This is a genomic window from Rhodocytophaga aerolata (assembly GCF_030503435.1).
GTDB classification, from domain to species: Bacteria; Bacteroidota; Bacteroidia; order Cytophagales; family 172606-1; genus Rhodocytophaga; species Rhodocytophaga aerolata.
Genome location: NZ_JAUKPO010000006.1, coordinates 99,721 through 113,102, shown reverse-complemented (window position 1 = coordinate 113,102; position 13,382 = coordinate 99,721). Strand labels below are relative to the sequence as shown.

15 protein-coding genes are annotated in these 13,382 nt (G+C 42.0%); 6 read left to right on the top strand and 9 right to left on the bottom strand.

The genetic code is table 11. The features are described 5' to 3' along the window. Positions 1–29: 29 nt before the first annotated feature. Together Q0590_RS12665 and Q0590_RS12660 are read left to right on the top strand one after the other, a co-directional pair. Positions 30–707, top strand: a complete 678-nt coding sequence (locus tag Q0590_RS12665) for a hypothetical protein (RefSeq protein ID WP_302037916.1) — start codon at positions 30–32, stop codon at positions 705–707. A gap of 30 nt (positions 708–737) precedes the next feature. Then, positions 738–1,418 (top strand): hypothetical protein, encoded by a 681-nt coding sequence (locus Q0590_RS12660; protein WP_302037915.1) that lies wholly within the window; start codon positions 738–740, stop codon positions 1,416–1,418. A 14-nt stretch (positions 1,419–1,432) separates the two neighbouring features. Here the strand turns inward: Q0590_RS12660 and Q0590_RS12655 are convergent, their stop codons facing one another. The 5 genes from Q0590_RS12655 to Q0590_RS12635 all read right to left on the bottom strand — a co-directional run bounded on the left by Q0590_RS12655 (position 1,433) and on the right by Q0590_RS12635 (position 6,107). Further along, positions 1,433–2,791, bottom strand: a complete 1,359-nt coding sequence (locus tag Q0590_RS12655; protein WP_302037914.1) for a M20/M25/M40 family metallo-hydrolase — start codon at positions 2,789–2,791, stop codon at positions 1,433–1,435. Between the two features lie 92 nt (positions 2,792–2,883). Next, entirely contained in the window at positions 2,884–4,050 is a 1,167-nt protein-coding gene (locus Q0590_RS12650; protein ID WP_302037913.1) for an AIR synthase related protein, read from the bottom strand. Positions 4,051–4,415: 365 nt separating this feature from the next. Further along, a complete protein-coding gene (locus Q0590_RS12645) occupies positions 4,416–4,994 on the bottom strand; it encodes a hypothetical protein (RefSeq protein ID WP_302037912.1) in 579 nt (192 codons plus the stop codon). A 92-nt stretch (positions 4,995–5,086) separates the two neighbouring features. Further along, positions 5,087–5,785 carry a head GIN domain-containing protein gene (locus tag Q0590_RS12640; RefSeq protein ID WP_302037911.1) on the bottom strand — a complete coding sequence of 233 codons (699 nt, stop codon included), beginning with the start codon at positions 5,783–5,785 and terminating at the stop codon, positions 5,087–5,089. 88 nt (positions 5,786–5,873) lie between these two features. Further along, on the bottom strand, positions 5,874–6,107 hold the full coding sequence (locus Q0590_RS12635; protein WP_302037910.1) for a Kazal-type serine protease inhibitor family protein: 234 nt from the start codon (positions 6,105–6,107) through the stop codon (positions 5,874–5,876). A gap of 150 nt (positions 6,108–6,257) precedes the next feature. Between Q0590_RS12635 and Q0590_RS12630 the strand changes: the two genes are divergently transcribed. Next, the gene (locus Q0590_RS12630; protein WP_302037909.1) at positions 6,258–6,998 is read left to right on the top strand and encodes a nucleotidyltransferase; all 741 of its coding nucleotides are present in this window, start codon (positions 6,258–6,260) and stop codon (positions 6,996–6,998) included. Positions 6,999–7,060: 62 nt separating this feature from the next. Continuing rightward, on the top strand, positions 7,061–7,801 hold the full coding sequence (locus tag Q0590_RS12625; RefSeq protein WP_302037908.1) for a metallophosphoesterase family protein: 741 nt from the start codon (positions 7,061–7,063) through the stop codon (positions 7,799–7,801). Positions 7,802–8,517: 716 nt separating this feature from the next. Here the strand turns inward: Q0590_RS12625 and Q0590_RS12620 are convergent. Both Q0590_RS12620 and Q0590_RS12615 read right to left on the bottom strand, forming a co-directional pair. Beyond that, a complete protein-coding gene (locus tag Q0590_RS12620) occupies positions 8,518–8,922 on the bottom strand; it encodes a TerB family tellurite resistance protein (protein ID WP_302037907.1) in 405 nt (134 codons plus the stop codon). A gap of 90 nt (positions 8,923–9,012) precedes the next feature. Further along, a complete protein-coding gene (locus Q0590_RS12615; protein WP_302037906.1) occupies positions 9,013–9,834 on the bottom strand; it encodes an L-type lectin-domain containing protein in 822 nt (273 codons plus the stop codon). A gap of 284 nt (positions 9,835–10,118) precedes the next feature. On the opposite strand from Q0590_RS12615, the gene Q0590_RS12610 reads away from it, so the two are divergent. Then, on the top strand, positions 10,119–10,565 hold the full coding sequence (locus Q0590_RS12610; protein ID WP_302037905.1) for a hypothetical protein: 447 nt from the start codon (positions 10,119–10,121) through the stop codon (positions 10,563–10,565). Positions 10,566–10,628: 63 nt separating this feature from the next. On the opposite strand, the gene Q0590_RS12605 is transcribed toward Q0590_RS12610, so the two are convergent. Then, positions 10,629–11,126, bottom strand: a complete 498-nt coding sequence (locus Q0590_RS12605) for a DUF4494 domain-containing protein (RefSeq protein WP_302037904.1) — start codon at positions 11,124–11,126, stop codon at positions 10,629–10,631. A gap of 224 nt (positions 11,127–11,350) precedes the next feature. Continuing rightward, positions 11,351–12,385, bottom strand: coding sequence for an RluA family pseudouridine synthase (locus tag Q0590_RS12600; protein ID WP_302037903.1), 1,035 nt, complete (start codon positions 12,383–12,385; stop codon positions 11,351–11,353). A 41-nt stretch (positions 12,386–12,426) separates the two neighbouring features. Here Q0590_RS12600 and Q0590_RS12595 point away from each other — a divergent pair, with 41 nt between their 5' ends. Continuing rightward, positions 12,427–13,371, top strand: a complete 945-nt coding sequence (locus Q0590_RS12595) for a 1-aminocyclopropane-1-carboxylate deaminase/D-cysteine desulfhydrase (protein WP_302037902.1) — start codon at positions 12,427–12,429, stop codon at positions 13,369–13,371. The last annotated feature ends 11 nt before the right edge of the window (positions 13,372–13,382 follow it).

Genomic DNA, 13,382 nt, shown 5'->3' with positions numbered 1-13,382 from the left:
CATACTTTTAACATAAAATAGTTATCTCTATGAAATCCTTTCATACTTTTCATACACTCTTGTTCGCTACACTCATTACTCTCACAGTGTTAGGTTTAACTTATTCCAAAGCCCTTGCTCAGACAGAGATAACCCACAGGGAATATACCACCGAAGACAGAACCCATTCTGACTTCTCTTTTAAAGAGAAGTACAGGTATTTTACCAGAGCCAATATGGAAGAGAAAACATTAATTAAAGTAGGAGGTGCTTTAAGTAGTGGTTGGGGAGGAAGCAACACAGGTTTTGTGGGCAGATTCATTAATGTAGTGGCTATTGAACAAAAGCTACTACCAGCCCTTTCTATAATGGCAGAAGTAGAAAACTCCTGGGTAAGCAATGGCAAACAGTACAATGGGTATGCTATGGGAGGCAACTTGGGGCTTAGGTGGTATTATTCTATGAATAAACACATCAAAGAGGGCACCAGGGCGAATAATTTTTCTGACCACTATCTATCTCTGCAAAGCAGCCACTATTTATACCAGACAGAAAACCAGTTTAGCCGAAACAGTACTTTATCCTTAGTATGGGGGAATCAGATACGGCTTGGGAAGTTTGGATACTTTGATACAAATATTGGCCCTGCCATCAAACTTGGGAAGCTTGCTCCTAGTGTGCCCAGGTTAGGGTACGATGTAAATTTGTCTATTGGTTTTGGCTTCTAGATAAACTTTTAACCTACCATCTTCTCCGCTATGACATTCTCCTATAAACTTCTGTCCATTATATTTAGTGTTCTTATTTTAGTTTTAACCTATTCCAAAGCCCTTGCTCAGACGGAGATAACCCACAGGGAATATACCACCGAAGATAGAACCCATTCTGACTTCTCTTTTAAAGAGAAATATAGGTATTTTACCAGAGCCAACGTGGAAGAGAAAACATTAATTAAAGTGGGAGGTTTTTTAACTGGCTTCTGGGGCGGTGGGGGAAGCGATAGGAAAGTAGTTGGTTTTGGTGGTAGCTTTTTGAATGTAGTGGCCATTGAACAAAAGCTACTACCGGCTATTTCTATACTGGCGGAAGTAGAAAATACTTGTGTAATCTGGAGCAAGCAAGGCAATGACTACGCTATAGGAGGCAAATTAGGAGTTAGGTGGTATTATTTTATGAATAAACATATCCGGGAAGAGCGAAGAGCCAATAATTTTTCTAATCACTATTTATCTCTGCAAAGCAATCATTCATTATACCAGACAGAGGATCGGTTTAAACGGAGTAATATGCTATCCTTGCTGTGGGGAACTCAAATACGGATTGGAAAATTTGGGTACTTTGATGCAAATATTGGCCCTGCTATCAAATATGGCACGCTTGCTCCAGGTGAACCCAGAATAGGGTATGATGCCAATATATCTATTGGCTTTGGCTTCTAAGAATGCTTCCTAATCTATCTTACTGGTGCCGGAATTACTGGTAAACTCTCATGGCCTTCGGCATCTACGGCTTGTACGGCAAAAAGGAAGTTGTCTTTGGAATAAGGTAGCGTCGTTTCAGTACTATTGACAAAAACTTTTTTAGTCCATACCGGGCTATGGGTTTCCCGCATTAATACATAATAGCCTGCCGGTTTTTCGCCAACAGCAGAGGCTTGCCACTTTAAGGTGGTTTTATTGGTGAGGTTGCTGGTAACAATACCTACTTGTTCCGGAGCCGATGGAGCCAGTGCCAGACTGGCTAGAGTGGCTAGATTAACTGCAGCATTTTTCTTTAGGTACTGATAATCGACAAACTCCGGCAGGTCGCCGTACTGGATGCCGTTTTCGGTGCGTACATTCTGGTGCTGCTGCTGAAAATTCTCATTCATCTCGGTCATACGTACGGCTGTAAACCCATTCTGGCTAAAAGGGGTATGATCTCCGCCACGTAAAAAGCGGTCGCTGCGGTAAATAAGCTCTACCTGCATCTGGTCTACGTATTTTTCGCCTGCTTCTTTAATATATCTGGCAAACTGGCGGCTGGGACTATCATTTTCGGAAAATATACTTTTGCGCAGTTTGGTCATTTCTTCGGTCTCATAGGCAGGCACTCCTTCACTGAACACCCGCACGTGCGTATTATCGCGTATGTTGGTTTCGTCAGACAAAGAGTTGCCTATAATATCATTAGTGATCATGCCGGTGATATTCCAGTTTTCTTTTTTAGCCCGGTCAGCCAGGTGTTTAGCACCCAATAAGCCTTGTTCTTCGCCTTGTACAGCCACAAAAACAATAGTGCAGGGAAATTCTTTTTTAGCCATAATTCTAGCCAGTTCCATCACAATAGCCACTCCCGAAGCATCGTCGTTGGCACCCGGAGCCCGGCCGGTACTGTCCATAATATCGGTATTACGCGAATCCAGGTGGCCACTAATAATGAACACTCTGGTATCGTTTGGATTTGTACCTTTCAAAGTAGCCATAACATTGCGCATTTCTACCCGGCGGGTTACGCGTCTGCCGTCTGGTTCCAGAATATAGGGGTCTTGTACTACCTGCAAACGGCCATTGGAGGCTTGCGCATATTTCTTGAATTCACTCTCTACCCAGTTACGGGCAGCACCTATGCCTTTGGTAGCACTTTTAGTCGTACTTAACGAATGCCTGGTTTCGAAGCTTGCCAGTTTCCGCACAATGGTTTCCAGGTTCTGAGCAGATACTTCCTCCACCATCTGCTTAATCGCCGGATCAGGCTGCGAACTAACCGATTGAGCGTTTATTTGGATGGATATAGATAAGAGAACAAAGAATATAATCAGGTATTTTTTCATACGTATCTACTATATTTTCAGGAATTCATACAACCGCGGCTTTAGTACTTTTGTTTGAGTTGAAGTTCTGGAAGTCAGGGAAAAATGGATGATCAGGAATACACAAATTCGCCATACTGGCTGCGGATGGTAAGCTTTTTCTGTGTGGCTTCTTCTACTCTACCTACAATTTGAGCAGGTACTTGAAAAGACTCTGAAATGGTAATAAGATCTTGCGCATATTTTTCTTCTATGTATATTTCCATCCGGTGGCCCATATTAAACACCTTGTACATTTCCTGCCAGCTAGTCTGGCTTTCCTGCTGGATAAGCTTGAATAAAGGTGGCGTGTTGAATAAATGATCTTTGATAATGTGCAACCCCTCTACAAAATGCAGTACTTTGGTTTGTGCACCACCGCTGCAATGCACCATGCCATGAATATGCTTATGGTATGTTTTCAGAATTTCTCTGATGATAGGCGCATAGGTACGGGTAGGCGATAAAACCAGTTTTCCGGCATCTACCGGAACTCCCTCCACTGGGCTTGTTAACGATTGGCTACCGGAATAAACCAAATCGGCAGGTACGCCAGGATCAAAACTTTCCGGATATTTCCCGGCAAGCAGCTTATAAAATACATCATGCCGGGCAGAAGTAAGTCCATTGCTACCCATACCCCCATTGTACTCAGTTTCATAGCTAGCCTGGCCATCGGAAGCAAAACCTACAATTACATCGCCTGGCTGTATGCGGTCGTTGCTGATTACATCAGCGCGTTTCATACGGGCAGTAACGGTGCTGTCTACAATAATGGTGCGTACCAGGTCGCCTACATCTGCCGTTTCGCCGCCCGTGCTGTAGATACCTATGCCATGCTCGCGGAGCAATTGCAAAACTTCCTCGGTGCCATTAATAATAGCAGCAATTACCTCGCCCGGAACCAGATTTTTGTTGCGCCCAATGGTAGAAGAAAGCAGAATATTATCTATAGCCCCTACACACAGCAGATCATCTACGTTCATAATAATGGCATCCTGGGCTATGCCTTTCCATACTGATAAGTCGCCGGTTTCCCGCCAGTACATATAGGCCAGAGACGATTTAGTGCCGGCACCGTCGGCATGCATAATATTGCAATAGTCCGGGTCGCCAGCCAAAAGGTCGGGTACTATTTTACAGAAGGCTTTGGGAAATAACCCTTTGTCCAGGTGGCGGATAGCCTGGTGTACATCTTCTTTGGAAGCAGAAACACCCCGCTGCATGTATCTTTCTTGCATGGAGCAAAAGTAGGTAAAAAAGGAATGAGAAGGTGTGGAAATTGGAAAATGTGAGAATGTATCAGCAACAAGGGCATACCTTATTCTATTTATCTATGATACTCAGAATAGCCAGGCGTATTTTTGAACTACACTTTCTTACGTGTTGGACTTTATCCGGGTATAAGCAAAACTAAGTGTTGCACGTAAAAAAGCATAGGTAGAATCCTATGCTTAGCTATTATCAGGTAAAGAACTACGCCTCGACAAGGGAAAATGTATAAATAGCAGTTGCAGGTATACATTGAATATCACTTTATGCAGCCATATCTGTCTGTTCAGTTGTAAGCGTTGATGAGGCTGACAAACAATATTTTCTACCTTCTCTAGCGTATCATCATGTTTCTACTGGTGACTGAATACTTCTCACCTGTGTTCAATTGCATATCTATTTGGAACTGAATGGGATTTTGACCAGGCTTCTGCTCCATATACAAGATTATGTCTCTATAATAAATCCTGCTTGTATCCGCTACCAACTGACTTAACGGCATTTTTTGTCCAGTGCCATAATGGCTTACTGAAAAAAGATTATCGAGCGTATCGCCCTGCAAATGCTGTGTATCAAAGTCAGTGAGGGTAACAATGTGCAAGCTTTCTATTTTCTCATCCGTACCTCTATGGCCTCTATCTTCACAGGTTAACGCATAGGCAGCATAAGGATTGGTAAACTGTCTAAGTGATCCATAATAGTGAAAATTGAAATTCAGTTTGAGGTAAAATTTATCCATGGTCAACCATAGATCATTTTCTACAGCTGTATATTTATCTGTCTGCTGATCATATTTATAGACGGTAAGTTCAAGGCCATTGATGTCAAAATAATCCGGCGTATCGGGACAGGAGCAGCCAACTATATTTGTAATAAAAAATAGAGTTAATAATATAATCCTACCCATTTTCATTTCCTTGATCTGTTTATTCAGATGATAGGCAATATTGATACTCTTGCGATAATAGGCAAGTTTACAAAGATCTAAAATGGATTAATGGATTATTAATCGCCTGCTTTGATAGAGCCCAGGAAGCTGGAAGAATTTTTAATAATACTTTCCGGATTCCCTTTGTAGCGGACTGCCCCAACCCCACTGGCACTGGCATTGAGCTCTTTGGTAACATATACCCGTACATTGCCTACCCCACTCATATCTACCTTAGCCCGTTCACTTTTTAACTCAAAGCCATTGTAATTACCGGCTCCACTCATTTGTACATCCTGTGTTCTGGCAGATCCGCGCAGCTCTATATTGCCTGCACCAGACATATCTACCTGTAAGTCTTCCACTTTTAAATCCATTTTTACATTGCCTGCACCGCTTATTTCCAGATCGAACCTGTCGGTTACTAGTTCCGATTCGGTGGTGATATTTCCGGCACCATCCCATTGAATACTCCGCAGATCGGTATAGGTCAGGTAAATAACCGATCTCTTCAGGTCACTTTTTCCCCATTTCCGGTCATCTTTCATCCGGATGTGCAAGGTGCTGTTTTTAATCTCTGTAATAATTTCATCTGGCCCAATATCTTCGGTTTCGATGGTTACTTCGGCTTTGTCGCCTTTTTTCAGGCGGAGATCAAAATGGCCACCCAGTTCCAGCCTGTTAAAAGACCCCATTTTACGTACGGCTGTTTCCTGTGCAAAGGCTACTGAGGAAGCTATACAGAAAACTATAAGGAGTATACTGTTACGAATCATATGCATACGTTTAAAATTTTAGTGTGTTCTAGCCTACCAGATGACAGAATGCGGCCGATAGTTGCACGAGGCACGGATATTTTTGAAATTAATTTTGACTTCCCGGGCATTCCCCTTCTTTCCAGGAGGTAACGCCACTTCGCTGTGCTTCACATTCATTGCCGTAGGTTTTATTGTCGCAGCCACACACTGGTTTATATACCTGGATACACATGGTATCGGGGTTTACCTTGCTCTGATCTATACAATCGGCTCCGGCAGAAGGCCGCTGACAGCTTAAACAAATAAGTATGCAAACAATGGAAGTGCAGATATTTTTCATAAAGTAGATGATTACCTATGTTTTTAGAAAGCAGTAACTCTTTATAATTGCTTTATGTACAAAAACTTCGGGATGACGATTGAAAGTTGCAACAAATCTAGGAGAAATAAGTATATGGCTAGACTTTCAATATAGGAATTTTAGACAGGCATGATGCAAGTAGAAGATCAGAAGACAGTTGCGCAGGAATTTTACCGGGAGGCTTTACAACTCCTGATAGATAATGGATTACCCTTTTTAGTGGGAGGAGGCCTAGCTTTACGGGAATATGTAGGAATAGACCGGGACATGAAAGACCTGGATATATTCTGCAAAGCCGGGGAGTATCCACATATATTAAGATTATTTGCCGAACATGGCTATACTACCGAAATAACCGATGTCCGCTGGCTGGCGAAAGTATTTAAAGGGGATAATTTTATTGATATTATTTTCAATACCGTAAATAATATTTGCCAGGTAGACGATGTATGGTATCAGCATGCGGTAGATGGCGAAGCGTATGGAATACCAGTACGCCTGATTGCACCCGAAGAACTTTTGTGGTGTAAAATATATGTACAAAACCGCGAACGTTACGACGGAGCCGATGTAAATCATATTATTCTAAAACAGGGCAAAACCCTGGACTGGCACCGGATTTGGCGGCGGCTGGAGCAGCACTGGCACTTATTACTGGCCCAATGCCTGATATTTCAATTTGTGTATCCTACGGAACGGGAGCTAATTCCCCGCTGGCTGTTTGACCAGTTGATTGCCCTGGCCAAAGATCAGTACGCTTTACCTGCGCCCGTAGAAAAAGTATGCTTGGGTCCTATTATCGACCAGACGCAATACAAAAACGACATTACTCAGTGGGATTATAAGGTAATCACCATCAAAACTATATAATGTACCCAGTAGCACGTTGACTGTTACTGTGACCGAATATACGTTAGCAAAACACTTAGTTTATGGCGAATTCCAGAAAAAAAACGCGTATAGCTGCAGTTGGCGATATTCATGTGCGGGAAAACGATAAAGGCAAATGGGTGGAGTACTTTAGAACCGTGTCTGAACAGGCTGATCTGTTAATTCTGGCAGGTGACTTAACAGATACTGGCCGTGCGGCAGATGCAGTAACGTTACGCGAAGAGCTAAACGCTTGTACTATCCCGGTAGTAGGGGTATTGGGCAACCATGATTATGAAGCAGACGAACAGGCAGAAATAAAAAAAGCCCTCCACAGTGAAAATATATGCATTCTGGATGGCGACTCTATTGTAATAGGCAATGTAGGAATTGCAGGCATTAAAGGATTCGGGGGAGGCTTTGACCAGCATATGCTGCCTTTGTGGGGCGAAAAAATGAACAAACAATTTGTACAGGAAGCGGTAAATGAAGCTTTATGTCTGGACCGGGCTCTAGCTAAGCTGGATAGTGAACATACTGATTTGAAGAAAATTGTAGTAATGCATTATTCACCCATTAAGGCAACGGTGGTAGGCGAACCGGAACCCATCTTTCCCTTTTTAGGCTCTTCCAGACTTGCCGAACCCATTAACCGGCGGGAGGTAGTAGCCGCTTTTCATGGGCATGCGCATGTAGGCACTCTGGAGGGAACTACTTCTAAAGGAGTAAAAGTTTTTAACGTCTCCAAACCGTTATTATTGAAGGCTGGGTTCAACCCTCCTTTTTTTATTTTTGAAGTATAGTTTAGATAGCTAATGGGGCATAAACCTATACAAACCATTACTTCCTATTAAGGAAATAGCGGTGGCAGCAGGGTTGATGTTAGGCACCGGTTTTATTGATCAACTTGTAAACAATAAAAGTAGAAATACAACATCCGATAAACTTATATACTATCACTCCTATGGAATCGCCAATTATCCTATAAGCCGTATGTTGAGGAATCTCAATGGTCTGTAGCGAATCCAATATTTCCGTGAATTCATTCCTTAGATAACTATTCACTGAAACTAATAAGAACAAAGAAAAAAGTGTAAAGAGAAAAGTTAATACTATCCTTCCAATGTTCAACTTACCTATCCATAGTATCAGGCATATTAGTGCTAGGCTCCATAATATAATTTTTACAAGCAGGTAGTCAAATGGATAGCCATTGTTAAATGATTGGAGAGGTGGGCCTAATAAATAGTCATAATTTACTGCTTCATATATACTTATCGGTGACCCAAACCAAGGCATACCAAATTGTTTTTTATAATTGATGACATGCAGTACATTATTTCCTAAATTTAGTAGAATGCTACACCCAATTAGAAAGTATAAGAGCAGTTCTCGTTTAGCTTTTGACTGACCTTCCAAACTTGCTAAGTAACTCATCTGTAGGGATACATTTATTACTTTCATCCTAAACTTTTCTTACTAGTACTCAACACATAAATACACGCAATTCTCCAGCTTGTTATCCCATACTTTTAATAGTACTTACTTCCTGTATTTTTTTAGCCCATTTATTATCTATATGCAAGGCTTTCTGCAGATAATCTGCCAGTTGCTTTTCGTTGGCATGAAACGTTTTGTCTAACAGAAAAATTTCCATGGCATTAGCATACACTGTCAGCCGTAGATTCTCTGAAACTTTCTCAGCAGCTAGTTCAATCAACTTAAACGAGTTATACCCAATCGATTGATGCAATGTCTTTATCTTGTTAAAAATCACCCGCAGGTCCGTGTTGGCATATAGTTGTTTTCTGGATAGTAAGTGCACCATTTCATCGTATTCCTGTGTAGATACATTATTATCTGCCGACATACAGGCATAGATAATGCCCATAATTGCTTCTTTTTCATCGTCAATCTCTATCATACATACAACTTCTATATTTCAGAATTAAACACACATAACTTATACTATTTTATAACTTGCCGGAAGATAAACACAGTTTATCAGTATTTTCTATTTTTTCGTTTCATTTCTGGCATACTGGCTTTCGGCTTGTTGCGGCCGGTCTTTAGAAGTGAGAGTTACCTGGGGTGCTTGTAAGTTCGGCTTGGTAGTTTTGGGGGCAGGCGGAGTTGCCTTTTTCATGGCTAGCCGCTTCAGGCAAAAATACTGTAGGTTGCTTTTTCTACCGGTGGAGGCTGTAAATCCCCAGATCACCTCTGTAGAACCTTTGAAGATATCTTTTATCAGATCTTTGGTGCCCTGGTAAACAATACGGCCATCCAGGTATACAGTAATTTTTTTGGTAGTGGGGTTCCACTTAAATCTAAAGTTGTGTAGATAGCCATCTTCCAGGTTAAAGGCTATATCATTGTTGTTCCAATAGGTAGAATGAAAATTACTTCCATCTTCCAGGTACGCCACATGGTCAGAGGAAGGGTCGTTTTGCCGGCCATTTTCATAGGTATCGAACTCTACGGCTACCGAAGGCGCTATATAGGTACCTCCTCCATAGGCCCGGCTCCAGGTGCCATAGCCCATACATTCGCCCCAGGTGCCAAATGCCTCAAACCCACGCCTGTCGTTGTGAATAACAAAAGTAATTCCATCGGCTCCCTCATCTTTATCTCCCAGAAATATATCAAATTCTATTTCAAAATTATGCTCCAGATTCAAGGTGGCTGTACTGTATGCGATGCCCTCCGAATACGGAATATCTGGCGTAAGCCGGATACAGCCGTTATCCATATAATCTGCATCGCCTATTAATTTAAACTGCGCCTGAACGCAAAATCCATTGATAACGAAAGTGATGAGCATAAAAATGCGGGCCATAGCGTACAGGTTAAGGTGGTGTATGTTAAGATAAAACATTGTTTGCTAAAAATCAATCCAGCAATTGAAAAACAGCCTATTCGCCATGTTGTTTATTTTCTCTGGCAAAGCTTCCAGTTGATAACATAAACTATTCGTATTCAGCACACTACTCTCAGCTACCCAATTCTCCGGAACGGCTAATGATTTTGATTGTAGCGTATGTAAGATAACCCGGGAAGATCAATGCTGTTTCAAACAGTATTTACGTAGAATTGTTTATATACTACTTTAGTTAATTACTTATGGATCTACAATTACTCTTTGAAAATGACGAAAAGACTACCGCTTTGTTTATTGCGGAAGAAGAGGCCCTGCTCACTGTCAGATTTTCCGGGGCTGTAGAACATGAAAGCTACAAAGCCATTCTGGAAAAATTGTACAAGGCCATTACCGTATATAAATGCCGCAAGATTGTTTACAATTTAAAAGACCTGACCTATACGGACATGCAGTCCAGAACCTGGTACGCTACTAATTTTTTACCAAGAATCATTAAAACTTTCGGACTGGTTTTCAGAACAGCTATTATTCAGTCTACGAATGAGGATGAAAATCTTTCGGTAGAGTTTCTGACAAAGGTGGGAAGTAATCTGGGTTTTAAAGATAGTATCCGTTCGTTTAAGACCTGGGAAGAAGCCATTCACTGGCTCTCGCTGAAAGATAATATCCCGGCAGGAAGTAAAAAATAGATAAAAGAAAGCCCGCCAGTTTGTAGACTGGCGGGCTTTCTTTTATAGCAAGTACGGTACTACTTATTCTACCGTTTCCATATCCCGCTCTGCCTGCACTTCTGCCAGCGGACGGAAATTAGCCGGAACTTTCTCTTCTGCTACGTATGGGAAGATTTCCATAATATTGGTGATATTAATATCCGATATATCGAAAGGAACAAGCATCGACTTCAGGCTTTCTTCTATCCGCTCATACGCTTGTTTTACACTCCAGGCACTCACCAGCATTGTATTCTGAATTTTCTTTTCTTTGCCGCTTTTCTCATCTACCGATACATAGTTCACTTTACACTTATACCAGGTTTCGGCATCTTCGTAGTGAAACACATCCGTTAAGCGCATAGGCCGTACACCAGTAAGGGTAAAGTCTTTAATAATGCTGCTTAATTCCTGGTATATTCTTGTTTCTGCATCGGTAAACGACACAGAATCTACTAGATAGGATTCGTTGACGGCGGTTTGCTTGCCATTTTCACTCTGCTTCTGATAGCGGATTTTACATAAAAACCAGATGGCCATAATAGATAATTTTTGAAAATTTGAAGAATGTGTAATTGTGAAAATTAAGGCTTTTCACCTGATATGGCAAGCTTCCCGGCTGATTTAGGCCAGTATAATTTACTATCTTCTGTGCATCAGGGAAATAAATTTTAAGTTTGGCCTTCGTATGTTTCCTCAGAAGTTTTTTATTATTCAGCACATCTGCACATCACACGATAAGCACATTACTCATATTTTCACATTTAAATTGTATTCATATACTTCTCCCATTTATCTATTACGGTTGATAAATCTTCCGGAAGTTCAGTGTCGAATTGTAACCATTCTTTCGTGCGGGGATGCACAAAGCCCAGAGATTTGGCATGTAAGGCTTGCCTGGGAATAAGTTTGAAACAATTTTCTACAAACTGTTTGTATTTGGTAAAGCTGGTTCCTTTCAGAATTTTATCCCCACCATAGGTAGCATCGTTAAACAGCGGGTGCCCCAGATATTGCATATGTGCCCGGATCTGATGGGTGCGGCCGGTTTCCAGATTACACTGCACCAAGGATACATACCGCAGGTATTTTAGTACTTTGTAATGGGTAACCGCATGGCGGCCAAACTCTCCATCTGGAAACACAGCCGTAACCCGGCGGTCTTTCAGGCTGCGGCCAACATGGGCATTGATGGTACCACTTTCATTTTTAGGTTCTCCCCAGACCAGGGCATAGTACGTACGTTCGATGCTATGCTCATAAAATTGCTTGGCCAGATGCACCATGGCCAATTCGGTTTTAGCAATTACCAGTAACCCAGAGGTATCTTTATCCAGGCGGTGTACCAGACCAGGGCGGCCTTCGCCATTCTGGGATGTAGGCAGATTTTGAAAATGATAGGTAAGGGCATTTACCAGCGTACCGGTCCAGTTATTATAGGCCGGATGTACCACCATACCTGCCGGTTTATTGACTACCAGTACATCCGCATCTTCATATACAATGTTTAAAGCAATATCCTCGGGTACAATTTCTGTGTCGCGTGGAGGTTCGGGCAGGGAAATAGTAATTATATCCAGTGGCTTCACTTTATAACTGGCCTTTATTACTTTATCATTTACCTTCACAGCCTCCGAATCGATGGCCTGCTGTAATTTGTTGCGGGTAGCATTGGGTATGCGGTCCATCAGAAATTTATCAATCCGCAGCAGCGATTGGCCCTTATCTACCTGGAACCGGTAATGTTCAAATAAATCATCGTCCTCTATATATTCGTCTTTGCCTGTCGCTTCACTCATAGAAGTATTTGTTAATAGAAATATGTTCGTCAACTTTGTGTATGTCGTCTGCCCTATCTACCCTGCTTCATGCGCCTGTGTATGCCCCGCTGCAACGCCTGCAAGATGCAGTTACCGAGGCAGCAGGAATACAGGTATATATTAAACGGGAAGACTTAATTCATCCGCAAATATCTGGTAATAAATGGAGAAAACTAAAATATAATTTACTACAGGCCGCTCAAGAGGGAAAAGACACCTTGCTTACCTTTGGCGGAGCGTATTCTAACCATATTTATGCAGTGGCGGCGGCCGGGAAATTATATAAGTTCCGTACTATTGGAATCATCCGTGGGGAGGAACATCAGCCACTTAATGCTACATTGTCTTTCGCCCGGGCTTGTGGCATGCATCTCCATTACCTGGACCGTACTACCTATCAGCAAAAAGAACATCCCGAAGTTTTATATTCTTTACAGGAGCAGTATGGCAATTTTTATCTCATCCCCGAAGGAGGAAGTAATGCCCTGGCAGTAAAAGGCTGCATGGAGATTATACAAGACATCCCATTGGAGGTTGATTATTTGTGCCTCCCTTGCGGAACAGGTGGTACTATGGCCGGACTTGTTGCCGGTGCACCCGATAAAAAGATCATCGGATTTTCTGCTTTAAAAGGGGGTGAGTTTCTCAATCAGTCCGTAAAAGAGTTATTGCAGAGCTATGCTATTATTGATGCTGCACCCAATAAAACATACCTTACTGCTAGTACCTGGCATATTCAAACAAATTACCATTTTGGCGGCTATGCAAAAGTGCAGCCCGAGTTACTGGAATTTATCCGGAAGTTTGAACAGACACATAACATTCCACTGGAACAAGTGTATACCGGAAAAATGCTCTACGGCGTATATGATCTGTTGCAGGAAGGGTACTTCCCGAAAGGCAGCACCCTGGTTGTTCTGCATACTGGCGGCTTGCAAGGCAGAAGCGCTATGTTAAATTTTTAAATTTCTACTTT

Coding starts and splice junctions, on each gene's coding strand:
- Q0590_RS12600 (WP_302037903.1), bottom strand. CDS start 12,385: ATGAGTGAAGCGACAGGCAAAGACGAATATATAGAGGACGATGATTTA.
- Q0590_RS12605 (WP_302037904.1), bottom strand. CDS start 11,126: ATGGCCATCTGGTTTTTATGTAAAATCCGCTATCAGAAGCAGAGTGAA.
- Q0590_RS12640 (WP_302037911.1), bottom strand. CDS start 5,785: ATGATTCGTAACAGTATACTCCTTATAGTTTTCTGTATAGCTTCCTCA.
- Q0590_RS12635 (WP_302037910.1), bottom strand. CDS start 6,107: ATGAAAAATATCTGCACTTCCATTGTTTGCATACTTATTTGTTTAAGC.
- Q0590_RS12610 (WP_302037905.1), top strand. CDS start 10,119: ATGGATCTACAATTACTCTTTGAAAATGACGAAAAGACTACCGCTTTG.
- Q0590_RS12645 (WP_302037912.1), bottom strand. CDS start 4,994: ATGAAAATGGGTAGGATTATATTATTAACTCTATTTTTTATTACAAAT.
- Q0590_RS12630 (WP_302037909.1), top strand. CDS start 6,258: ATGATGCAAGTAGAAGATCAGAAGACAGTTGCGCAGGAATTTTACCGG.
- Q0590_RS12625 (WP_302037908.1), top strand. CDS start 7,061: ATGGCGAATTCCAGAAAAAAAACGCGTATAGCTGCAGTTGGCGATATT.
- Q0590_RS12650 (WP_302037913.1), bottom strand. CDS start 4,050: ATGCAAGAAAGATACATGCAGCGGGGTGTTTCTGCTTCCAAAGAAGAT.
- Q0590_RS12660 (WP_302037915.1), top strand. CDS start 738: ATGACATTCTCCTATAAACTTCTGTCCATTATATTTAGTGTTCTTATT.
- Q0590_RS12665 (WP_302037916.1), top strand. CDS start 30: ATGAAATCCTTTCATACTTTTCATACACTCTTGTTCGCTACACTCATT.
- Q0590_RS12615 (WP_302037906.1), bottom strand. CDS start 9,834: ATGGCCCGCATTTTTATGCTCATCACTTTCGTTATCAATGGATTTTGC.
- Q0590_RS12620 (WP_302037907.1), bottom strand. CDS start 8,922: ATGATAGAGATTGACGATGAAAAAGAAGCAATTATGGGCATTATCTAT.
- Q0590_RS12655 (WP_302037914.1), bottom strand. CDS start 2,791: ATGAAAAAATACCTGATTATATTCTTTGTTCTCTTATCTATATCCATC.
- Q0590_RS12595 (WP_302037902.1), top strand. CDS start 12,427: ATGTCGTCTGCCCTATCTACCCTGCTTCATGCGCCTGTGTATGCCCCG.